At 41.8% G+C, this 21,284-nt stretch carries 19 protein-coding genes; 8 read left to right on the forward strand and 11 right to left on the reverse strand.

Features of this window, described 5'->3' with window-relative positions; translation table 11 throughout:
- Positions 1–10: 10 nt before the first annotated feature.
- The 7 genes from trmH to gmk form a co-directional block, all read right to left on the reverse strand.
- Positions 11–709 (reverse strand): tRNA (guanosine(18)-2'-O)-methyltransferase TrmH, encoded by a 699-nt coding sequence (trmH, locus tag ACHSBP_RS21685; RefSeq protein WP_010561055.1) that lies wholly within the window; start codon positions 707–709, stop codon positions 11–13.
- A 78-nt stretch (positions 710–787) separates the two neighbouring features.
- Positions 788–1,246 (reverse strand): transcriptional regulator AsnC, encoded by a 459-nt coding sequence (gene asnC, locus ACHSBP_RS21690; protein ID WP_010561054.1) that lies wholly within the window; start codon positions 1,244–1,246, stop codon positions 788–790.
- Positions 1,247–1,254: 8 nt separating this feature from the next.
- On the reverse strand, positions 1,255–2,862 hold the full coding sequence (locus ACHSBP_RS21695; protein WP_010561053.1) for a DUF342 domain-containing protein: 1,608 nt from the start codon (positions 2,860–2,862) through the stop codon (positions 1,255–1,257).
- Positions 2,863–2,975: 113 nt separating this feature from the next.
- Complete coding sequence (locus ACHSBP_RS21700; RefSeq protein WP_010561052.1) at positions 2,976–3,368, reverse strand: RidA family protein; 393 nt, start codon at positions 3,366–3,368, stop codon at positions 2,976–2,978.
- A gap of 15 nt (positions 3,369–3,383) precedes the next feature.
- Complete coding sequence (gene spoT, locus ACHSBP_RS21705; protein ID WP_010561051.1) at positions 3,384–5,489, reverse strand: bifunctional GTP diphosphokinase/guanosine-3',5'-bis pyrophosphate 3'-pyrophosphohydrolase; 2,106 nt, start codon at positions 5,487–5,489, stop codon at positions 3,384–3,386.
- A gap of 153 nt (positions 5,490–5,642) precedes the next feature.
- Positions 5,643–5,921 (reverse strand): DNA-directed RNA polymerase subunit omega, encoded by a 279-nt coding sequence (gene rpoZ / locus ACHSBP_RS21710; protein WP_010561050.1) that lies wholly within the window; start codon positions 5,919–5,921, stop codon positions 5,643–5,645.
- Between the two features lie 77 nt (positions 5,922–5,998).
- The gene (gene gmk, locus ACHSBP_RS21715; RefSeq protein WP_010561049.1) at positions 5,999–6,622 is read right to left on the reverse strand and encodes a guanylate kinase; all 624 of its coding nucleotides are present in this window, start codon (positions 6,620–6,622) and stop codon (positions 5,999–6,001) included.
- A 140-nt stretch (positions 6,623–6,762) separates the two neighbouring features.
- Between gmk and yjjX the strand changes: the two genes are divergently transcribed.
- Positions 6,763–7,305 (forward strand): inosine/xanthosine triphosphatase, encoded by a 543-nt coding sequence (yjjX, locus tag ACHSBP_RS21720; RefSeq protein ID WP_395390405.1) that lies wholly within the window; start codon positions 6,763–6,765, stop codon positions 7,303–7,305.
- Between the two features lie 12 nt (positions 7,306–7,317).
- Positions 7,318–8,010, forward strand: a complete 693-nt coding sequence (gene yjjG / locus ACHSBP_RS21725) for a pyrimidine 5'-nucleotidase (RefSeq protein WP_395390406.1) — start codon at positions 7,318–7,320, stop codon at positions 8,008–8,010.
- 22 nt (positions 8,011–8,032) lie between these two features.
- On the opposite strand, the gene ACHSBP_RS21730 is transcribed toward yjjG, so the two are convergent.
- The 3 genes from ACHSBP_RS21730 to ACHSBP_RS21740 form a co-directional block, all read right to left on the reverse strand.
- Entirely contained in the window at positions 8,033–9,661 is a 1,629-nt protein-coding gene (locus ACHSBP_RS21730; RefSeq protein WP_395390407.1) for a methyl-accepting chemotaxis protein, read from the reverse strand.
- A gap of 234 nt (positions 9,662–9,895) precedes the next feature.
- Entirely contained in the window at positions 9,896–10,603 is a 708-nt protein-coding gene (rsuA, locus tag ACHSBP_RS21735) for a 16S rRNA pseudouridine(516) synthase RsuA (protein WP_040642049.1), read from the reverse strand.
- 122 nt (positions 10,604–10,725) lie between these two features.
- Positions 10,726–13,536: a TonB-dependent receptor plug domain-containing protein gene (locus ACHSBP_RS21740; RefSeq protein WP_395390408.1), complete on the reverse strand. Its 2,811-nt coding sequence runs from the start codon at positions 13,534–13,536 to the stop codon at positions 10,726–10,728.
- A gap of 415 nt (positions 13,537–13,951) precedes the next feature.
- Between ACHSBP_RS21740 and ACHSBP_RS21745 the strand changes: the two genes are divergently transcribed.
- The gene (locus tag ACHSBP_RS21745; RefSeq protein WP_010561043.1) at positions 13,952–16,003 is read left to right on the forward strand and encodes a winged helix-turn-helix domain-containing protein; all 2,052 of its coding nucleotides are present in this window, start codon (positions 13,952–13,954) and stop codon (positions 16,001–16,003) included.
- A gap of 33 nt (positions 16,004–16,036) precedes the next feature.
- Here ACHSBP_RS21745 and ACHSBP_RS21750 read toward each other — a convergent pair whose 3' ends face one another.
- Positions 16,037–16,624 (reverse strand): outer membrane beta-barrel protein, encoded by a 588-nt coding sequence (locus ACHSBP_RS21750; RefSeq protein WP_010561042.1) that lies wholly within the window; start codon positions 16,622–16,624, stop codon positions 16,037–16,039.
- A gap of 143 nt (positions 16,625–16,767) precedes the next feature.
- Here ACHSBP_RS21750 and ACHSBP_RS21755 point away from each other — a divergent pair, with 143 nt between their 5' ends.
- The 5 genes from ACHSBP_RS21755 to ACHSBP_RS21775 all read left to right on the forward strand — a co-directional run bounded on the left by ACHSBP_RS21755 (position 16,768) and on the right by ACHSBP_RS21775 (position 21,237).
- On the forward strand, positions 16,768–17,571 hold the full coding sequence (locus ACHSBP_RS21755; RefSeq protein WP_010561041.1) for a hypothetical protein: 804 nt from the start codon (positions 16,768–16,770) through the stop codon (positions 17,569–17,571).
- Complete coding sequence (locus ACHSBP_RS21760; protein ID WP_010561040.1) at positions 17,568–18,191, forward strand: LysE family transporter; 624 nt, start codon at positions 17,568–17,570, stop codon at positions 18,189–18,191. Before ACHSBP_RS21755 ends, ACHSBP_RS21760 begins: the two co-directional genes overlap by 4 nt.
- Complete coding sequence (locus ACHSBP_RS21765) at positions 18,188–18,679, forward strand: gamma-glutamylcyclotransferase family protein (protein WP_010561039.1); 492 nt, start codon at positions 18,188–18,190, stop codon at positions 18,677–18,679. The genes ACHSBP_RS21760 and ACHSBP_RS21765 overlap by 4 nt, the downstream gene beginning before the upstream one ends.
- Positions 18,680–18,686: 7 nt before the next feature.
- Complete coding sequence (locus tag ACHSBP_RS21770) at positions 18,687–20,246, forward strand: serine hydrolase (protein ID WP_395390409.1); 1,560 nt, start codon at positions 18,687–18,689, stop codon at positions 20,244–20,246.
- A 73-nt stretch (positions 20,247–20,319) separates the two neighbouring features.
- A complete protein-coding gene (locus ACHSBP_RS21775) occupies positions 20,320–21,237 on the forward strand; it encodes a histone deacetylase family protein (protein WP_010561037.1) in 918 nt (305 codons plus the stop codon).
- Positions 21,238–21,284: the final 47 nt, after the last annotated feature.

The following is a 21,284-nucleotide window of genomic DNA, read 5'->3' on the forward strand; positions in this document are numbered from 1 at the left end:
AGTGTTTGGCTTAGGCTTTTTTGACAAAGCGTAGGGTATTCCAAAACGCTTCGTCAGCCACAATTTCACCCTCATCATCGAGTTCTGGGTAAGCTAGGCCTTTTTGTCGGCATTGTTGCGCGATAATAGGGTGACAGCCTTCAAATAGTAATGTGTGCTTGGTGTTTTTATCTAAGTGGTCATTAGGTTGATACATGTCTGCGTTTTCGCGTTGACGCTGTGCTTCATACAGAATTAACGCTGCAGCAACGGATACATTTAATGATTGCACCATGCCTTCCATTGGAATGATAATATGCTGGTCCGCATGAGCGAGTGCTTTGTCGGAAATACCATCGCGTTCTTGGCCAACAATAACGGCAGTTGGCTTAGTGTAATCAATTTCACGAAAATCAACGGCGCTATCTGATAGGTTGGTCGCTAAAATTTGCACGCCTGGAATTTGTTCACGAAGTGCTTTTACCGCATCATCAATATCATCGTGCATATGGGTTTCCACCCAGTTTTTACTACCACCCGATGTATTATTAGTTAAACGGCGCTGTTCTCTTGGCCAAACCGCATGGACATGGTGACAACCAACAGCGTCAGCGGTTCTAACAATTGCTGATAAGTTATGATGCTTGTGCACTTCGTCTAAGCACACAGTTAAATCAAGTTGACGTTTGTCGAGTACAGATTTTACGCGTTTGTAACGGTTGTCGGCCATGGTTATTCTCCGGAAAATTCGCGGCGATTATACCTAGCTGGTGTGTCTCTCGCAATTATTCTGCATCGCAGTGAAATGTTATGGCGTTACATCTCGGTTAATTGGGTTTTGTAAGGAGATTAAGGTCTCGGTTGATTGGATTACGTCAATAGCTTGTATTTTATTGATTAGTACGTCTTGCAGGTGATCAATTGAACGTGTCACAACCTTAATAAAAATACTGTAATTACCTGTGGTGTAATAGGCTTCTACCACTTCTTCTAACGCTTCTAAGCGCTTGATAGTGTCGGGATAATCTTTGGCATTTTTTAAGTTAATACCAATAAAACAACATACGTCGTAACCTAGATTTTTTTCGTTAATAGAAACTTTTGTGCCGGTAATAATATTGGCTTGTTTCATTTTCTCAACACGTACGTGAATTGTGCCGGCACTGACTTCAAACTTTTTTGCTAGCTCAGCATAAGGCACGCGCGCGTTATCCATCAACGCGTGCAGAATCGATTTGTCGAGATTATCCATTTTGTATTGGGTCATAATTTTGGTTAGGTTGTTTTAAACTCTAATTCGATTTTGTTTTTATCTATACGTGCCGTAAGGGGTGGGTAAGTGCGCGCCGTTTTGAGTACTTTGTTAAAAATACGCAGCTCTACATTCGAGTGTAGTGCTTTTTGTACTTCGAGATAGCAGTAATCACGGAGCATATGAATGGCACGTTCTAGCTTGGCGGCTTTATTTGGCAGTAACTCAATTAGCTGTTCGTTAAGGTTTTGCTTATCAGAGATTTCAATTAACAGATTTTGTTGTTTATCGGCATCTTCAATAGACAGTGCTTTATCAAACTCAGACTCGAGCGTTTCTAGCTGCTGATTACATAAGCGCACTTGTTCAAAAATTTCATCGGTGCGGTTTTTCAATAATACAGCTGCATGACCTAAGTGAATTTCCGTATGCGCACCTTTGTCGGTGCCCACTTCACCGCAGATCATGGTTTTAGCATCAAGTACTTTGCCGCCAATGAGTTTGCCATCCCCTTTTTCAGGGTTGCCGATCATTAGCTCATTTTTGGCTTTAATGTGGCAGTGGCTTGCTTGGTTTTTAATTTTAACTTGATTGCCAGATAAGTACGTATATTGTGCGTAGCTGATGGTTAAGTTGCCTTCACAGCTAATTTTATTCGAAAGCTCATCGTTCTCTTTGTGGTGGCCTAAACAGCCTTCTTTAATTTCTATGCTGCCTGTGGCGTTTAGCTCCGCAGATTCAACGCTACCAAACACGGTAATGTCGCCTTTTGCGGTTACTTTCATACCCGGTTCAATATTCTCGGTAATGATCACTGAACCGTCAAAATCAATATGGCCTGATTTTACATCGACATTAGGAATGGTAAATACATCGTCAACACGCATACCGTATTTGTCATCAACAGGAACGCCGGCAATAGTAGCAACTAGGTACTTATCATCGGTGCCACTAAGTTCAGTGCCGTCACCTGCAATTAATTTTACTTCATCGCCCGGTTTGGCTTTTAGTGTTTCACCAAGTACGTTAAATCCGTCTTTGCCTAATGTGGCAAAGTGGTGCGTCATCAGGGTATCACCGGGTTTTACACTTGCGAGTGCGCCAAAATCACGCATATCTACAGAACCATCTTCGCGGCGCTTCGGTTGACGCACGCGGTCGGCAAGAGTTTGTACATTCTTTTCAAGCGAACCGTTTTTACCGGCAACAGGAATTTGCCCTTTGGCAATTACGCCCGAAAGCTCTTTGCCGGGCATTGCCTCAAATTGCTTACCTAGTAACGATTCTAACCAAACTTGTTTGTAACCGCGGGTGATATTGGCTTGTTTAATGATTTCAACGGCCTGTTCCATGCTCATCAATTCACCGCCGTAGGCCGTGGTTAACAAGGCGGTTGCAGCCATTTTGTCTTCACTGACCGACACTGTCAGCGTTGCATCGTGTTTTTCCGCAACAATCAGTTTGTCAAAGTCGGGATCGCGAAAAGCTTCTTTCACTTCTTTTGTTAAAACATAACAATCGGCGAATTCAGAGTTAGCGAGTGCTTGAAAGACAAAGTCAGCACTCGGCGGCATGGGCGTTTGCTCAGAAACTGTCAGTACAACTTGATTTTCGTTATTAAGAGTAAACACTTAAGCTCCTAGGCCATTATGATTAACAAACTATACATGTTTTTTTAGCATAAAAAAAAGGGCATAACAGCCCTTTATATTTAATTTTTTCATTATTTTATTAATGAATTAAATTAATTAGTTGATGGTAACTCTAAAATGCCATCAATTTCGATTTGTGAACCTTTTGGCAGTTCAGCAACGCCAATCGCAGCGCGCGCTGGATATGGTTCGTTAAAATACTGGCTCATCACTTCATTTACGGTTGCGAAGTTAGATAGGTCGGTTAGGAAAATATTTACTTTAACCATGTTTTGAATTTCGCCGCCAGCAGCCTGACATACAGACACGAGATTTTTAAATACTTGGTGTGTTTGTTCAGTGAAATCGTCTGATACCATTTCCATTGTTTCAGGAACCAGTGGAATTTGGCCTGAAAGGTAAACCGTAGTACCTACTTTTACTGCTTGGCTATACGTGCCAATTGCTGCAGGTGCTGTATCAGTGCTAATAATTGATTTTGTCATAATTTATCTTCTTAATTATTTTCGGCGATATACTTTTTGTACATCTGGCATTACTCGAATTCGGCGCATTATGTTAGCGACATGGACGCGGTCTTTCACTGTGATACCTAGATCGATTAGGTATAAGTTACTCTCTTTTTCTTCGGTACTAATTTCAACAATGTTTGCCGCGGTCGTTGATACTAAATTCGTTAATTTAGCGAGTGCGCCTTGGTGGTTTATAATTTCAACACGTAGTGCTGCAATATATTCTTTTTCTGGGTTGTCTTCCCATTTCACAACAAAATATTTAGAGCGTTCTTGCTGCCAACCGCGAATGTTCTTACATTCTTGGCGATGAACCGTAAGGCCTTTACCTTGGCTAATATGCGCAACAATTTCATCACCAGGAACAGGGCGGCAGCACTTAGAGTAGTTAATTAACATCCCTTCAGTACCAATAATGGCCGCTTTTTTGTTGTGGTTTAGTTCGCCAACATCTTCTCCTTGCTCTTGTAGCAAACGCTTTGCGACAAGTAGGCTTAAAATGTTACCTGAACCAATTTCTATTAATAATTTATCCAGTGAATCAACATTATGTTCTTCCACTGTGCGTGCCAGCGCTTCTTCACTTACATCGCTTAAATGGTGCTCGCCAAGTGCTGAATCTAAAAGGCGACGGCCTAATTGCAGTGCTTCTTCGTGCTCTTGCTTCTTAAGGTATTTTTGCACGCCCATACGCGCTTTTGCGGTAACAATAAAATTAAGCCAAGTCGCGTTAGGGTGAGCACCTGAGCTGGTAATAACTTCAACCGTTTGGCCGGTATCAAGCGCTGCGCTTAGTGGATAAGGCTTTCTGTTCACCCGCACGCCAACACAGGTGTTACCAACGTCGGTGTGAACTGCGTAGGCAAAATCGACCGCTGTGGCGCCCATTGGTAATTCAATTATGCGACCATCTGGCGTGAATACATAAATCTCTTCAGGGAAAAGTTCTGTTTTAACGTTTTCAACAAATTCGAATGATGAGCCTGCGCTTTGTTGTAATTCAAGTAAGCTTTGCATCCACTGGCGAGCGCGTTGCTGCGCCGTATTACCCGCACTATCACCCGCTTTTTTGTAAAGCCAGTGTGCGGCAACCCCTTTATCAGCCATTTGATCCATTTCATGGGTGCGAATTTGAATTTCAACGGGAATACCATGCGGACCTACAAGCGAGGTATGCAAAGACTGATAGCCATTGGTTTTTGGTACGGCGATGTAGTCTTTAAAACGCGTTTCGATTGGTTTGTATAGGTTGTGCACAACCCCAAGTACGCGGTAGCAGGTGTCCATTGAATTGGCGACAATGCGAAACGCGTAAATATCCATAACTTCATTGAACATCAGTTCTTTATTTAGCATTTTACGGTAAATGCTATAAAGGTGTTTTTCGCGGCCCGATACTTCAACTTCAATTCCTGATTCTTCAATGCGCGAGATAATTTCGTTTTGAATGTTTTGAATTATCTCTTTACGGTTACCACGTGCTTTAGTGACTTCGTTTTTTAGCGCGCGGTGACGCATTGGGTAAAGCGCTTGAAAACCTAAATCTTCCAACTCATTTTTAATGTCATGAATACCAAGACGGTTGGCTATTGGGGCAAAAATTTCAAGTGTTTCACGGGCAATGCGGCGACGTTTTTCAGGACGCAGTGCGCCAAGTGTTCGCATATTGTGCGTGCGGTCTGCAAGTTTGATAAGAATAACGCGAATATCTTGCGTCATTGCCATAATCATTTTGCGATAGTTTTCCGCTTGGAATTCTTTTTGGTCTTTAAAGCTAAGTTTATCGAGCTTTGACACACCCTCAACCAGTTCGGCAACGGTATCGCCAAAAATTTCAGCAAGGTCTTGTTGGCTGAAATCGGTATCTTCAATCACGTCATGCATTAATGCAGCCATTAAGGTTTCGTGATCTAAGCGCATATTGGCAAGTATTTGTGTCACCTCAACAGGGTGGGTGATATAGGGTTCACCACTTGAACGTGTTTGACCCTCGTGTGCGTCACGCGCAACCACATAGGCCTTTTGTACAAGTTCAACTTGCTCTGGCGTTAAATATTCTGAGATGTTCTTTTTAAGACCTTCAAAAAGATACATTGATGCTCCAATACTAGCTATAGAGGGGAATTGATAACAATATACGATGAATTGGAAGGGATTGCCAACGACTGTTTCTTATTAAAAAGTCGAACAGTCGCTGGAAAAGCTACTCAGCTAAGGAAAGCGTGAGTAGGGAGCAATAATTATTGCTTATTGGTGACCACCACCAACGATAGCAGCAACCGCAGCTAGCTCAGCCGCTTCTTGGTTTTGCTGATCTTCGCGCTCTAGTGAATCTAAAGAATCATTGGTGATGAAACCTTTTTCAATTTCACGTAGTGCGATTACAGTTGGCTTGTCGTTTTCAGCATCAACCATAGGATCTTTGCCACCAGTTGCGATTTGGCGCGCACGGCGAGCCGCAACTAAAATAAGGTCAAAACGGTTACCAATCTTATCTACTGCATCTTCAACAGTTACTCGAGCCATCAGGCACTCCAAAAATTTATTATTCGCAAAAGCGTAGTTTACTTGATGCGAAGAAAATAGCCAATACTTGGATTAATTTAATCCGCTAATAAGTCATTCAGCAGTTGCTGGTGCTTATGCGTTTGGTTGGTTTGTGCCAAGCGCGAGGCAAAGACAATGGTTTCCAACTGGTAAAGTGCCGTATCAAAATCATCATTCACAATGAGATAATCGTATTCATTGTAATGAGAGGTTTCTGATTGTGCTTTTGCCATTCGGCTCGCGATGACTTCGGCGCTGTCTTGACCTCGGCTATTTAAACGCGCTTCAAGTTCTTGCTTTGATGGTGGCAAAATAAAAATAGTGCGTACATCTGAAACAAGCTCTCTTACTTGACGCGCGCCTTGCCAATCAATATCTAAAAAAACATCGATGCCATTCGCTAATTGCGTTTCAATGCTTTGTTTTGACGTGCCATAGTAGTTATCAAACACTTGTGCCCATTCAAAAAAACCATCGTCAGCGATGACTTGTTTAAATTCATCTTGCGTTACAAAATGATAGTGCACGCCGTTTTCTTCACCCGGACGAGGTGAGCGTGTGGTGTGTGATACCGATACTTTCATATCGCTATGGCGTTCTAACAGTGCGTTGATAAGGCTTGATTTACCTGCACCAGAAGGTGCTGACAAAATAAACAAATTACCACGAGCTTGGCTCATAATCTTTCCTAAAACATAAGTTTCGCTAAACCACCGACTTGCTAATTCAGTAGGCAGTCAGCACAATGGCGATATTATAAAAACTCGCAGCGCATTTAGAAAGCGATAGGCGACTTTTAATTGACAAAGAATTGTAAGAAATGAGTAAAGAAAGCCAAAAAATTATTGTTGGGTCGACAAATCCCGTAAAAATAAACGCAGTAAGCAATGCATTTTCTGCCATGTTTCCAAACATTGATTTCACCTGTGAAGGTGTATTTGCGCCATCCGATGTGGCAGACCAACCAATGACCGCAGAAGAAACCTTACTAGGTGCAAAAAACCGAGTTGCTTACACAAAAGCGCATTTTCAGGCGGATTGCTATGTTGCGATAGAGGGCGGTGTAGATAACTTTAGTTATGGTCCTGCGACCTTTGCTTACATTGTGATTGATAACAAACAGCATGTGCAAGTTGGCCGCAGTAGCAATTTACCTATGCCAAACGTGGTTTATCGTGCGCTTTGCGAAGGTGAAGAGCTGGGTCATGTAATGGATAGGTTATTTGACACTGAGAATATTAAACAAAAGGGCGGGGCAATGGCGTTATTAACAAATAACTTAGTCACCCGAGAGAGCGTTTATACCATGGCCATTACTACCGCGCTTGCACCATTTGTTAATCAACAACTGTTTAATTTGTAAAATGGATAATTAATGAAGTACCAATGGATCGTTTTTGATGCCGATGAAACCTTGTTTCATTTTGATGCATTTTCAGGTTTAAAGCAGCTATTTTCAAACTACGATATCGTATTTGAAAAGTCTGATTTTGATGAGTTTCAAGCCGTTAATAAGCCGCTTTGGGTGGATTATCAAAATGGCACAATTACCGCTAAAGAATTACAAATAAAGCGTTTCACACGTTGGGGTGAAACGTTAGACGTGGCACCTGAATTACTTAATCAACAATTTATTGAAGCCATGGCTGATATTTGTCAGTGTTTGCCGGGTGCGCGTAAATTACTTGAGTTACTGCATGGTAAAGCAAAGCTTGCGATTATCACTAACGGCTTTACCGCACTGCAGCAGGTGCGCCTAGCTCGCACTGATTTAACGCACTTTTTTGAGCATGTCATTATCTCTGAGCAAGTGGGTGTGGCAAAACCGAATATTGCGATTTTCGACCATGCGCTGCAGCTGTTTGGCAATCCAGATAAATCAAACGTGTTGATGGTAGGTGATACGTTGAGTTCAGATATTTTAGGTGGTAAAAATGCGGGCCTTGATACTTGCTGGATTAATCATGCGGGTGAAAAAGAATTAGATACGGTAGGTGCTACCTATCAAGTGAACTGTTTAACGGGTTTGTATAATCTGATTACCTCATTACAAGCCGAAAGCAATTAGTGCTTTCGGCTTTGAATTAACGTCATACTTCAAATTTGGCGATTTCTTTTTCCAGATTTTTAGTAAATGATTTAATTTGATCTGTGGCTTTATGCGCATCGAGTGAAACGCGCGCAGTATTTTCAGCGGTATCAGAAATATGCACTACTCGCTGCGCTGTATCTTCACCTGCTTGCAGCTGCTCTTTTGCTGCAACAGAGATCTGATGGCTCATTTCCGTAATCGCCGAGAGCGACTCAGCAATACGTGTAAGTTCTTCGGCGGCTTTTTGTGATTTGGTAACGGTTTCTTCACTGGTGCTAATACTTTGCGTTACCGATGATTTGGCATCTTTGGTTGCCGATTGTAGTTTAGCAATCATGTGTTGAATTTCTTCGGTGCTGGCTTGGGTGCGCTGGGCTAGCTGACGTACTTCGTCGGCAACAACCGCAAAACCGCGTCCTTGATCACCTGCACGGGCTGCCTCAATTGCGGCATTAAGGGCTAGTAAGTTGGTTTGCTCAGCAATGCCTTGGATAACGCTTAACACGCTTTCGATATTATTTACCTCGTCATCTAAGGTTTGAATATTATCGCCTGCATTTTCAATTTGCTTTTCGAGCAGCTCAATTGTTTTGGCCGCTTCTTTAGTAAGAATATTCGCGCTTTTACCTTGTTCTTCAGCTTCTTTTACTGAATACGCAGCTTGCTCAGCGTGGTCGGCGACCGTTGCGGCTGATGCGGTTAGTTCAGTAATTGCAGAGGCAACTACATGGGTTTCTTTACTCAGTGAATTAGTGAGCTGATCGAGTTCTTGCGAACGTGTTTCAGAAGCGCGTACTTCATCTTGCAGCGCATCAGATACATTTTTGATACCACCAACCACTTCTTGCAAACCGAGTTGCATATAGTTAATTGCGCCGGCGACACTGTTTTCATCTGCGCTTTGAAATGCATGGGTAGTTTTTAAGTTACCGCGAGAGGCGCTCATTACGGCGGATTGAACATGGTTAATTTCACCACCCAAAGATTTATTTAAATCTAGACCAAATTTTGCAAGTACGACTGATAGCACAACGGCTATGAAAATTGACAGTGTAAGTAGCCAACTTGCCGTTTGCCAGTATCGCTCGTCTACTTCTTTGTAGCTAATGCCGGTGCCTATGTACCAGCCCCAATCTTTTGTTTTTTGTACTACAGACGTTAAATCGACCACTTCGCCTTCGCGCTCAGAATCCCAATGATAGGTAATGATTTGTCCGGTTTTATTGCCAACTAAACGTTCCACCATAGCGCCAATACTGCCACCGCTGGCATCTTTAAAGTCGTTGAAGCTTGTACCATGTAGTTGAGGGTCGTGTGGCGTGGCTACGAAATTGAGTTGTTTATCTACCACATAAACGTATTCAGAGTCGTGGTATTTGTTTTCTCTGAGCATTTGAGTGGCGAGTTGTTTTGCTTGTTCTTCATTTAGCGTGCCATTTTTGCTGGCGAGTTCAAATTGGTTGACGATATTAACTGTGCTTTTCATCAGCTGGTTAATACGTGCGATATTGTCCATTTCACTGGCTTGTCGTAAGGCTTTTAAACCAAGCCCTGCAAGTGAAATTAGCGAGAGAAATAAAACAACCGTAAAAATGACTATTTTATTCTTTAAGGTTAGTGAATTCATAGGCGTTTCCTCACATCTACCTTTATAAGTGGTACATCATAGCGCTGTCGCTAAGCTGCTGTTAGCGCCATCCTGTTGTGGTATGCAAAGTGAGAGAGGAATTGATTAATTTTGTTGAAGTTTAATTTTTATTTAGTCAATTCTTAGATACCGTTTGATTAAACACTAACTGCTCATTAATGTTTAATCAAGCGTTAATCGTTGGTTAAATTTCATGTTCCCAAAGTAGTGTTACTAACTGGAAATTGTTTCAACTTCGTGCTGAGTTAGTGGGCGATATTCACCAGGGGCTAAGTTTGGATCAAGCGCCACAGTGCCAATTTTTTCACGATGAAGCACTACTACACGGTTATCAACAGCAGCTAGCATGCGTTTAACTTGGTGATATTTACCTTCATAAATTGAAAGGCGCATAGAATAATCAGCGATTTTTTCAACGATCGCAGGCTTTGTTGCACTTTTTTCACCATGCAACATCACGCCATCAGTTAGTTGTTCGCACATTTCGTCTGTAATTGGCTGTTCTGTTTCAATTAAATACACTTTGTATTTTTGATGGCGTGGTGAAGTGATTTTGTGGCTCCAATCGCCGTCTGATGTAATTAACACAAGCCCTGTTGTATCGATATCGAGTCGCCCAGCGACATGGAGTTTATCCATCATAGGTTCATCGAGTAGATCAAAGACGGTTTGATGCATTTCATCGCTATTGGCGCAAATAAAGTCTTCCGGTTTATTCAGCATGTAATAGCGCTCACCTACAGCGGTGATCTCTTCACCATACCAAGTAACAGCGTCATCGCGAGTTACTTGTGTATCGGCTTTGATAATCACTTCGCCATTAATTGTTGCGTGTTTTCTTTTAATACCGATCTTTGCTTTTGAGCGCGGCACTTCGGCAAAATGGCTTAAAAATTTATCAAGGCGGCAAGGGAATTTAATCGTCATGGCAGTGCTTATTACGGAACCAAAAATAATAGCGGGAGTATACGCAGAGATATAAAAAAAGCCAGTAAAGCTTAGCTTTACTGGCTTTTAAGCAACAAACATTGGGAAATGTTAAATTAGAATGATTGATCGTATCCGATGTATACTGTACGACCGATAGTGCTGTAACCGCGGCTAGTTCTGTGGAATGGATGACTGTCAAAGTCGCCATTGAATACAGAGTAGTACGGAGGCATTTCGTCAGTTAGGTTTTTAACACCTACCTTTACTTTGCCATCCCAATCGAAGCGGTAGCTTGCTGACCAGTTTAAACGCGCATACGGAGAAAGCTTATCCATTTGTTGTTCAGAAACTTTTTCCATTTCACCATCAACAGCCTCATAGAATGTATCTAAACCTGTCGAAGTACCTGTATAGTAATACGCGATAGTCGTGCTAAATTCATCTTTTGACCAGGTGATAGATGAATTACTTTTCCATGTTGGGTAATAGTAAATATCTACGTAATCTTCGACTTCAAGTTCAGGTTTATCTTGAACTTTTTTACTACGTAAATAACTGGCACCAAATTTAAAGCGGAAGCTGCCCAACTCATCTGCATCTAGACGATAACTAATTGAGGCATCTACACCTTCTGATTTTTCGAATGCGGCGTTATAAGGGGCTTTTTTCATACAATCAAGGTTTTCAAAACCCTCGTCATCAACACCTAAAATAAATCCTGGACCAGGTAAAGCAGTACATTCATTATACTGACCAGTATAGTTATACGCTGGACTGAAGTCTGTTGGGCCGTTGTAAATATCATCAGTAGCGATTGTGCGAACTCCCCCTGTCATTTCAATCGACCACCAGTCAAGTGTAAAGTCTAATTCGTCAGTTAAGTTAGCAACAAGGCCAATACTTGAATATTCACCTTTTTCTTCTTCAAGCGTTAAACTACCAGAGCTTATAGAACGATAAGAGTCTTCTTGAAGAGTTCCATCAGGTAGTAAATATTCAGTTGTGCCAAATCCAATTGTAGTGCCAGCGTATACTCGATGCATGTCAGGAGCCCGGAAGCTCTTACCCCAACTAGCGCGAACTAGTACATCTTCTACAGGGTGATACATTACACCTACTTGTGGGCTAAATGCACCACCAACATCTGTATCATCGTTGTAGTAGTCGTATCGACCAGCAACTGATAGTTCTAGATTGTAGATACCCGGCATATCACTTGCGATAGGTGCTAAGATTTCAAGTGCACCAGCGTAGCGGTCACGCTCACCTTGACCACCAGTACCACCCATACCTAAGAAACCACCTGATTGTGTTGTTTCATCTAAGATATCGTTGTAGCTTTCACGTGCCCATTCTGCTGATGCAGCAAATGCGACTCCACCAGATGGCAGTTCAAATAAATCACCAGAGAGCGTTGAAGTTAATTGATGAATGCGAGAAGTCGAGCGCTTAGTTGATACACCGTAGGCTGCGGCAGCTTGTGCGTCGGTCATACGTTCAGCTGGATACCACTTAGAACTATCGGCATCATTTGGGTCAAATGTAATAATACTTAAAAGACCATCGCGACTTAATTGGCTTTGTGAATCTCGATTGTAACGGTTAAAACCAGTTGACCAAGAGACGTCTAAGTCGTAATCCCCTATAGTACCATTAGCCCCGAATACGAATGAATATTTTTCATTAGTAGAAGTGTAAATGCGGCTGTGTGGTAAATCGAAAAGTTCATCGTATCGACGGCGTAATTGAAATCTATGGTAATCACCAGATGTAGGTTTGTCGTATGAGTAATCACCAGTAGTGTTGTCTAGATAAAAATATGAAGTATTCCCTTTTTTATCTTTGTACTTGTCACTGTCTTTGTATGACGCATTAATCATACCGTATAGAGACCAGTCATTATTTAACTCATATTCTGAGTTTATAATAAGGTTAGCTCGGTCATACGCAGACTCTAAGCCGCGACCTGGATATTTATCGTATCGACATGTATAAGAGCTTTCTTCATACCATACGGCAAGGTCACCAAGTACATTATTGCACTGCTCTTGAGTTACTGGATACTTGTCCCCGAATACTTCATCATAGTCTCTAATGTAAACACCCCAGGTAGAAGGAGCAGCTCCGCCCCAATCCCATTGTTGTGCCCAAGGCAATAAATTACCGTCGTCGTCTAACCAGGCATCATTTGGAATATAGCCTTCAGTGTTGTAAATTCGATCAAGGCCTTTAGCAAAGTAATCTTTACGCTGCGAAGTTAAAAGTTCTTCACCTTGTTGATATTCAAAAATAACAACAGTATTTGATTTGTCTGTTTCAAACCCTTGGGTGTAAGAAAATTTAGCGACATCTCGACCGCCATTGGTTGGGTTCTCATACTTCAGTGAAACTTTACTACCCTCATAGTTATCCTTAAGAATAACATTTACTACACCGCCAATTGCATCTGAACCATAGATGGCTGAAGCACCACCTGTTAGTATCTCTACACGTTCTACTGCAGATGTTGGAATATCTGAAACATCAACGAAGTTATCGGCACCACCTGCTGCAGTTGGAAAAGCAGCTTGACGACGACCATTAATAAGTACAAGAGTACGGTTAGCCCCCATTCCGCGTAAATTAACAGAGCTGGCGCCTGTTGTGTAACCAGAAGCTTCGTCACCATTAAAGGAAGCCCCTGTATTTGCAAGAGAAGACTCTAGTACATCTGCAATAGACGAAAAACCATTAGCTTCAATCTCAGCAGCATCGATCACCGAAAGCGGTGCAACACCTTCCAAATCAGTGCGCTTAATTTTAGAACCAGTTACTTGGATTTTTTCAATCGTTTCGTTTTTAGAAGAGGCATCAGCCCATGCATTGCCAGAAATAGCAAATGCAATTGCTGCTGCAATTGAGCATTTTTTAGTATTAATTCCCACGTTGATTTCCCCTTGAGGATTTGTTCGCTCTGTTTTGCCAGAGCAATCATTTTAGTTATTGTGTAATTTGACTAGTAACAGCATATCGTTGCTGTTAACTGTGATGCTGCTGTTACTAGTCAGCTCAAAGCATTTGCGCTACATAAATGATTTGAGTGGGCCAAGGAGGCTTATCATGGTTTTAAAGCAGTGGTTATCTGAGCTCAATACTCAAGCTCTCTATTCTTCCACTTTTTAATGTCTATTTAATATCTATTTGAATATTTTTTATTTATAACAAGTGCTTAGTTTTGCTTTTGTGGTATGTAAATGATTTGGAAACAGACATAAAATATGCAGTTAGACGCAATAATTTTGCAACTAAACAGTATTTTTAGGTAAGCTTGAATGCATAAAAACGAAGATTAAATCGATAATGAATAGCGCTGCGTCATATTTTTTAGGTCGGGTAGAAGTTAATCCGTTAGAACACACTTTAGTGCGTGATGAACGAATCATTTCATTGCAACCAAAGTTTATAGAGTTACTTTGTTATTTGGCAGAGCAACAGCCTGAGCTATTGACGCGTCAGCAAATTATTGATCATGTGTGGGATGGTAATAATTACGTTGGTGAAAAAGCGCTTACCAATGCAATTTGGCATCTGCGAAAAGCACTAAAAGAGCTCGATAGCGAACAAGAGTTTATTGAAACAGTGCGAAAGTCAGGTTATCGACTGCTGGTAGCGCCAGTATTTGCTGAGCAGCAAGATACTGTTTTTCTGCAAATCTCTTCTCGCAATATTAAGCAGCTAGGCTTATTTATTGGTTTTGTACTGAGTATCGTTTTTGCGTGGCTACTTTGGCCAGAGCCACAACAAAAAGTGTATCAACAACCTGAGTTGATAACTCAGTATCCCGGGCGAGAGCTATTTCCTAGCGTATCAAATGATGGCCGCTACTTGGTTTATTCTTGGCGACAAATGGACCGAAAAATAGACCTTTATCGTAAAGACTTACAACAGCCAGATCTTAAACACACAAAAATAACACATACTCCCGGCAGTGAGTCTCGCTCAGTATGGGCCCATGACGATTCAAAACTCTATTATTACCGAAGACTAAGCTCACGCTGCGAAGTACTAAGCGTCAATATGAGTGATTTTGCTATTGAAAAACATGGCGAATGTTCAAATTCATCGAATGATGTGGCGGTATCGCCAGATGGTAAATTGCTTGCTTATGTGGGTGTTGACCCTGAAAACACCACGCGTGGCGTGTACATTAAGCAACTTGATTTAAATGAGCCTGCTAGACGTATTCGTTGTAACAATTGTGAGCCGGGGGAAAGCGAAGCGATTGATTTTAGCCCCGATAGTACGCGATTAGCTATCTCACGTAATTTGGCAAATGGTAACGAAGATATTTTTATTTACGATCTACAAACTAAAACAGAGCAGCGAGTAGTAACCGGGCTGCCTGATATTCGCGGTTTAGCATGGCAACCTGATGCTGAGAAAATTGTATTTTCAGCCATAATGCATGGCAACCGCCATGGGTTTGAGTTGGACTTAAATAGTAAACACAAAACCAATTTAAATGTTGAAGGGTTTAGCTATCCGGCATTTGATAGAGCAGGTAACCTGTATTATCACGATTGGAAAATAGACACCTCAATTATGCGTTTGGAGCTTGATAGTGATGTGGCTGCGTCTCCATTTCCGCTAATTCAATCTGAGTTTAATTTTCGTTATCCCGATTACTCTCAAGCTGCAGACAAGTTAGCATTTATTTCTAATGAGTCGGGGTTTGATGAAGTGTGGACATCAAGTCTTGATGGTACCCAGCGCAAGCAGCTAACTCAGTTAAAATTTCATGCTCGTAACCCTATTTGGTCACCTGATGGTAAGAAAATCGCATTTACCGCAAACAATGGTCAAGAAAGCCGGTTGTATGTACTTGATGCGCAAACCAGTCAGCTACAGCAAATCAAAACAGAGCTTAATTACTATGGTAAAGCACGTTGGTCGCAAGATGGTAGTGCGCTGTTTTCGGCATCGGTTGGAGACATCTATCGCATTGAAATTGAGTCTGGTATTGCGACACGAATTACTCGCGGGGCGCATGCGATAGAAGTAAAAGAAAATCAATTGATTGTTTACAAAGAAGGTAAAGGGTTATGGCAGGTATCAATTAACGGCGAATTAATTGACGAACAGCCATTGATTAAGAATTTAAAGTTGGCAAATAGCACAGGTTGGCATGTTACTGAACAAGGGATTTATTACTTTAAAGTACGTGGCCATGATTATCGTTTAAGTTTTTATGACTTTGCTAGTAATCAAGACAAAGACGTATTGCGTGTGCCTGAGCGTGCATTCTCGCGCTCGCGCGGCATGAGTTTTGTGCCAACTAAACAGTGGTTGTTGTTTACAGGTTATGAATCGCCGCAAGTCGATATCAAACGAATGCGCAAAGACTATGATTAAAAGAAAAGGGGCCTAAGCCCCATTTTTATATTTTTAGAAGCGATACATCACGCCTAAATTAAACTGGAATTGGTTTAGCACCTCACCATCAAAATACCAATCACATTGCGTGCCGTTTGGGTCGATTTGGCATACGGTGGTTGAATCATTTTTTAAAATAGTGGCTAACCAACGGGCTTCCCCTAATGCAATGATGTTGTCTGTAATTTTATACTCTAAGCCACCGTATAAACCAGTGGCAAAAAAGCTATCTGAATCGGAAAAGTTAGATGAAATATGATTAACACCCAATTGCGCACCAAGGTAGCTTGAAAGCTGTTTATTAACAGGTAAAACCACAGCGCTTTGAAATAATAAATAATTTAGATCTAGCTCATAGTTAGCTGCATTTCGCTGACTGCTCGACATGCGCGAGTAATATAAACCATATTTAGAAATACCATCATGTTTATCAAGGCTAAAGCCAAAATTAGCATCGTCTTTAATGTCTATCTTTGTGCCGTTTTCTGTTTCTAATTCTTGGCTTAACGATTGGCCATAATAACCTGCTATGGCAATGTCGGCGGTGCTCGAAAAACTCAAAGCGAGCAAAATAGTTGCGAGTGAAAGCTTAGCACGCATCTGATTTCCTATTCCTAAAAATACTCAACGTAATGAAGAATATACGCTTTTGAATAAAATTTCAGCCTGTTTGTCGTAAAAGGTTTATTTTCGCGGTGAGGCTGGATTAATATGAATAACTAGGTTTTTAAACGTTGTACGCTATGATTTCTGGATTCAAAAATACACTACTCAATATTATTAAAACCCAACCTGTGGTGGATCAGCACAGCGAAGCATGGATCTTGGATACATTTTTATGGGTATATCAAGAATTTGATGGTGATGTGCTGTTAAGCGATATGCGTTTTGTTTTACCAAATGCAGAGTTTTTCCCCGAGCAGGTCAGTAGTATTGAGCAAATGGCCAGCTATGTGTTTACTCAGGTAAAACAGTATGCCGGTATGCAGGCTTGGCCAATTCAGCTGGTGGCGCCACATCAAATATCAGAACAGAGTATTCCACGTTTTGAATTTGCCAATGTTAAACGCGGTGAAACCGCAGAGTTGATCGCTGCGAGCGGTTCATTAAATATATCTTTCAATCCCAATCAAATAAATCAACCGCAAGATTTAATCGCGTCTTTTTCACAATCGTTAGCGCATATCAATGTGTTGCAAAATCGAAGCTTGCCACCAGGCGGTCAGGAGTTTGTGCCACAAGCGGTTGATTTGTTGTCGTGCTTTATGGGCTTTGGTGTGATGATGGCAAATACGGCGTATCAATTTCGTGGTGGCTGTGGTTCGTGTTACAACCCGTACGCAAATCGCAGTGCGACCTTAAATGAATCTGAGCTAATTTATATTTTGGCTTTGTTGTTAAAGGCCAAAAAATTACCGTTATCGCATATTTCATCGCACTTGAAGCCGCATCTGCGTGGAATGTTAAAGCGTGCAAATAAACAATTAGAGAACACCATAGAGCAATCGGCAAATCCAATGCTGATCGCATTAACGGAGGTTAAGTGAACTATCTCGACGAATTTTTATTAATTGCAATTAGTCACTTTTTTGCAGTCGCAAGTCCAGGCCCTGATTTTGCGCTCGTGCTCAAACAGAGCATTCAAAAGGGGCGAAACAATGCGCTTGTAACGAGTTCGGGCATCGCAACAGGGATTTTAGTGCATGTAAGTTATTGTGTGCTCGGTGTAGCGATTGTGATTTCGCAATCACCTACCGTGTTTGCTGCACTTAAATATTTGGCGGCGGCGTACTTAGCGTATATTGGTGTTATGGCGTTGCGAGCGAAGCCTGCAGATCAGCAAGCGCAGCAGGTGCAAACCAATACACAGGCCGAATCCATGGTTAAAGCGTTTAGTCGTGGCTTTTTAGTTAATGCACTTAATCCGAAAGCAACCTTGTTTTTCTTAAGTTTATTTACCTTGGTTATTAGTGTCGAAACACCGATTACAGTGCAAGTGGGCTATGGATTATATATGGCTGTTGCAACTTTAGTGTGGTTTAGTTTTTTATCCATTGTTTTGAGTCGCTCAAAGGTGCGTGCGTTTTTCTTACGTGCGGGGCATTGGTTTGATCGCGGTATCGGCGTGGTGTTAATTGGTTTGGCAATTAGAGTGGTGTGGGTATGATTTATTACAACCTAGCGTATGGTTCCAATATGTCGCTCAACCGGCTATTAGCAAGGCTGCCTAATGCTACCCGTATTGGTGTATCTACTGTAACAGGATTTACCTTAACATTTGATAAACAAGGGTTTGACGGCTCGGGTAAATGTAATGCGCTGAAAACCGATAATCACGATGATGTGTTATACGGTGTGCTGTATCAAATTAACAGTGATGAAAAAGCGATTCTTGATGAAATAGAAGGGCCGCGTTACGACAACCAGCAAATCGTTGTAACCAATGAATGTGGTAAGCAATTTAATGCATATTGCTATGTTGCCAATACGCTGTGCCAGCAACACTTACCGTATGACTGGTATTTAAAACATGTATTAACCGGAGCCTTAGAGGCAAAACTACCGCAGCAATACATCGACAATATTCGCGCGCAAGCAACACAAACAGATACCGATTCCGCGCGCGCAGAACGTGAATTTTCAATATATAAATAAGAACATTATGAAAAAATTAGTGAGTAAATTAACCCTAGCTCTTAGCGTAATCGCGTCGAGTCAGGTGTACGCGGCAATTGATAGTAAGCAGCTTGAACAGACCATTACACAGTCAATGACGCGCTTTGATGTACCAGGTATGGCGGTTGCTGTTGTAGAAAATGGTGAAGTGGTATTTTCTAAAGGGTTTGGTGTTAGACACCTAGCGTCAGGTGAAAAAGTAAATAAGCATACGTTATTTGGTATAGCGTCAAATACCAAAGCATTTACGGCAGCAGCACTTGCAATGCTTGTTGACCAAGGCAAATTAAACTGGGATGACAAAGTAATTGATCACCTACCCGAGTTTCGTATGTACGACCCATATGCAACACGTGAAGCGACCATTCGCGATTTGTTAAGTCACCGTGCCGGACTAGGTTTAGGAGCGGGTGATTTAACCATTTGGCCTGATACCGACAAGCCCGTGGAAGACGTAATTCATGGCATTCGCTATTTAAAGCCAGTTTCAAGCTTTCGCAGTAAGTATACCTATAACAACTTAATGTTTGTAACTGCCGGTGAAGTTGTTGCACGTGTATCGGGAAAATCGTGGCAAGAATTTATAGAGCAAGAAATGCTAGCCCCGCTTGGTATGCCGCTTTCTAAAGCGGGCTTTTCACGTATTCCAAAATCTAATAAAAATTGGGCAACCGGTCATATTCCGATGGACGGAAAGCTACACCCATTTTTTGTTAATTACCTTGAGGATTTTAGAGGGGCAGGGGCAATTGCATCAAATGTGGATGAAATGGCTAATTGGCTAAAAACACAATTAGCGGGTGGTGAAATGCCATCTGGTAAGGTACTGTTTACTGAAAAACAGCAAGCACAAATGTGGCATCCGCATATTACAAGCATGGCATCAAAGAATGCGTTTAATGACTATCGTCAACAATTTCGCGGTTACGGCTTAGGTTGGTCAATTGAAGACTATCAAGGCTATAAAAAAGTCGGCCATGGCGGCGGTATTTTAGGTATGGTGTCACAAGTGACTTTAGTACCAGAGAAGCAATTAGGTATCGTTGTGTTGTCGAACCAACAAGCGTTTAGTGCCTTAAGTGCAATTACTCACGAAGTACTAGAAGATGCGCTTGATTTACCAAATAAAGACTGGGTTGAAGATCTTGCTAAAAAACATTTTGAACGTAAAAAGAAAGCGTACGAAAAAGCCGAAGTAGAACAGCCAAAGCAGATTCAAAAAGCCTTACCATTGTCAGCGTATGCCACAAGGTACAAGGATAATTGGTATGGCGATATTGTGATTGCAGAGCAAAATGGCAAGCTGACAATCGACTTTACCCATTCAGCACGTTTAAAAGGTACGCTAGAACACTTTAACGGTAATACCTTTATTGTACGTTGGCAGGAAAAACTACTTGAAGCTGATGCATTTATTGAGTTTGAAATGAGCCCAACAAATCAAGTGCGTAGCGCAAAAATGCACGCTGTAGCACCAAGCGTAACTGACTTCAGTTTTGATTTTCATAATCTGCACCTTACGCCAGTCAAAAGCGACAAGTCTTAACCGACCAAAGTAGCAAAGTCGGGATAACCCGACTTTGCTACACTGAGCCGCGACATAAGGTTTGGAGACCAGCATGCGCACCGCGATAATTTCACATACAGACTGTCGAAAGCATAAGATGATTGAAGACCACCCAGAGTGTGCTTCACGGCTTGATGCAATCAATGATCGTATTTTAGCTGCTGGTATAGATATCGCTTTAACGCACTTAGATGCACCACTGGTTGAGCGCCAACAATTATTGATGGCACACAGCGAAAGCCTGATTAAATCTGTAGAAGATAAAATTCCAGAGCAGGGGTTGGTTGATCTTGATGGTGATACTTGGCTCTGTCCTGACAGTTTGCTTGCGGCAAAACGAGCAGCGGGCTCTGGTTTGTTAGCGGTTGATAAGATTTTAGCAGGTGAGTTAGATGCAGCATTTTGTGCGGTAAGACCGCCAGGCCATCATGCGACTAAAACAACCTCGTCTGGCTTTTGCATCTTCAATAATGTTGCGGTTGCGGTACGTTATGCTCAGCAACAGGGCATCAAGCGCATTGCGATACTTGATATTGATGTACACCACGGCAATGGCACACAAGATATTTTTATCGACGATATGGATGTGTTGTTTTGTTCTATTTTCCAGCATCCATTCTACCCTAATACCGCAATTGACAGTAATGAGCATGTGATTAATACCCCCATGACTGCCGGAATGGCGGGGGATGATTTTGAGCGTGCACTTTTGGATACGTGGTTTCCAAAGTTAAAGCAGTTTGAGCCTGAGCTTATTTTTATCAGCGCAGGGTTTGATGCCCATTACGAAGATGATATGGGCGGCTTACAGCTTGTTGAAAGTGACTACGCTTGGTTTACCGAACAAGTGGTATCCTTATGTAAGCAAGTAAACTGCAAGGGGATTATTTCGATGCTGGAAGGCGGCTACAATAATTCAGCACTTGGACGTTCTGTTGCCACGCATGTTAAGGCGTTGGCTGAACTCTAATCTCTCAACTTATAGACCCTAGTTAGGTACACCTTTCTATTACGCAA

It is taken from the genome of Pseudoalteromonas sp. XMcav1-K (assembly GCF_044005875.1).
GTDB classification, from domain to species: domain Bacteria; phylum Pseudomonadota; class Gammaproteobacteria; order Enterobacterales; family Alteromonadaceae; genus Pseudoalteromonas; species Pseudoalteromonas spongiae.

Coding starts and splice junctions, on each gene's coding strand:
- ACHSBP_RS21750 (WP_010561042.1), bottom strand. CDS start 16,624: ATGCGTGCTAAGCTTTCACTCGCAACTATTTTGCTCGCTTTGAGTTTT.
- trmH (WP_010561055.1), bottom strand. CDS start 709: ATGGCCGACAACCGTTACAAACGCGTAAAATCTGTACTCGACAAACGT.
- gmk (WP_010561049.1), bottom strand. CDS start 6,622: ATGAGCCAAGCTCGTGGTAATTTGTTTATTTTGTCAGCACCTTCTGGT.
- ACHSBP_RS21765 (WP_010561039.1), top strand. CDS start 18,188: ATGATTTATTACAACCTAGCGTATGGTTCCAATATGTCGCTCAACCGG.
- ACHSBP_RS21700 (WP_010561052.1), bottom strand. CDS start 3,368: ATGACAAAATCAATTATTAGCACTGATACAGCACCTGCAGCAATTGGC.
- yjjX (WP_395390405.1), top strand. CDS start 6,763: ATGAGTAAAGAAAGCCAAAAAATTATTGTTGGGTCGACAAATCCCGTA.
- spoT (WP_010561051.1), bottom strand. CDS start 5,489: ATGTATCTTTTTGAAGGTCTTAAAAAGAACATCTCAGAATATTTAACG.
- ACHSBP_RS21770 (WP_395390409.1), top strand. CDS start 18,687: ATGAAAAAATTAGTGAGTAAATTAACCCTAGCTCTTAGCGTAATCGCG.
- rpoZ (WP_010561050.1), bottom strand. CDS start 5,921: ATGGCTCGAGTAACTGTTGAAGATGCAGTAGATAAGATTGGTAACCGT.
- yjjG (WP_395390406.1), top strand. CDS start 7,318: ATGAAGTACCAATGGATCGTTTTTGATGCCGATGAAACCTTGTTTCAT.
- asnC (WP_010561054.1), bottom strand. CDS start 1,246: ATGACCCAATACAAAATGGATAATCTCGACAAATCGATTCTGCACGCG.
- ACHSBP_RS21730 (WP_395390407.1), bottom strand. CDS start 9,661: ATGAATTCACTAACCTTAAAGAATAAAATAGTCATTTTTACGGTTGTT.
- ACHSBP_RS21775 (WP_010561037.1), top strand. CDS start 20,320: ATGCGCACCGCGATAATTTCACATACAGACTGTCGAAAGCATAAGATG.
- ACHSBP_RS21745 (WP_010561043.1), top strand. CDS start 13,952: ATGAATAGCGCTGCGTCATATTTTTTAGGTCGGGTAGAAGTTAATCCG.
- ACHSBP_RS21755 (WP_010561041.1), top strand. CDS start 16,768: ATGATTTCTGGATTCAAAAATACACTACTCAATATTATTAAAACCCAA.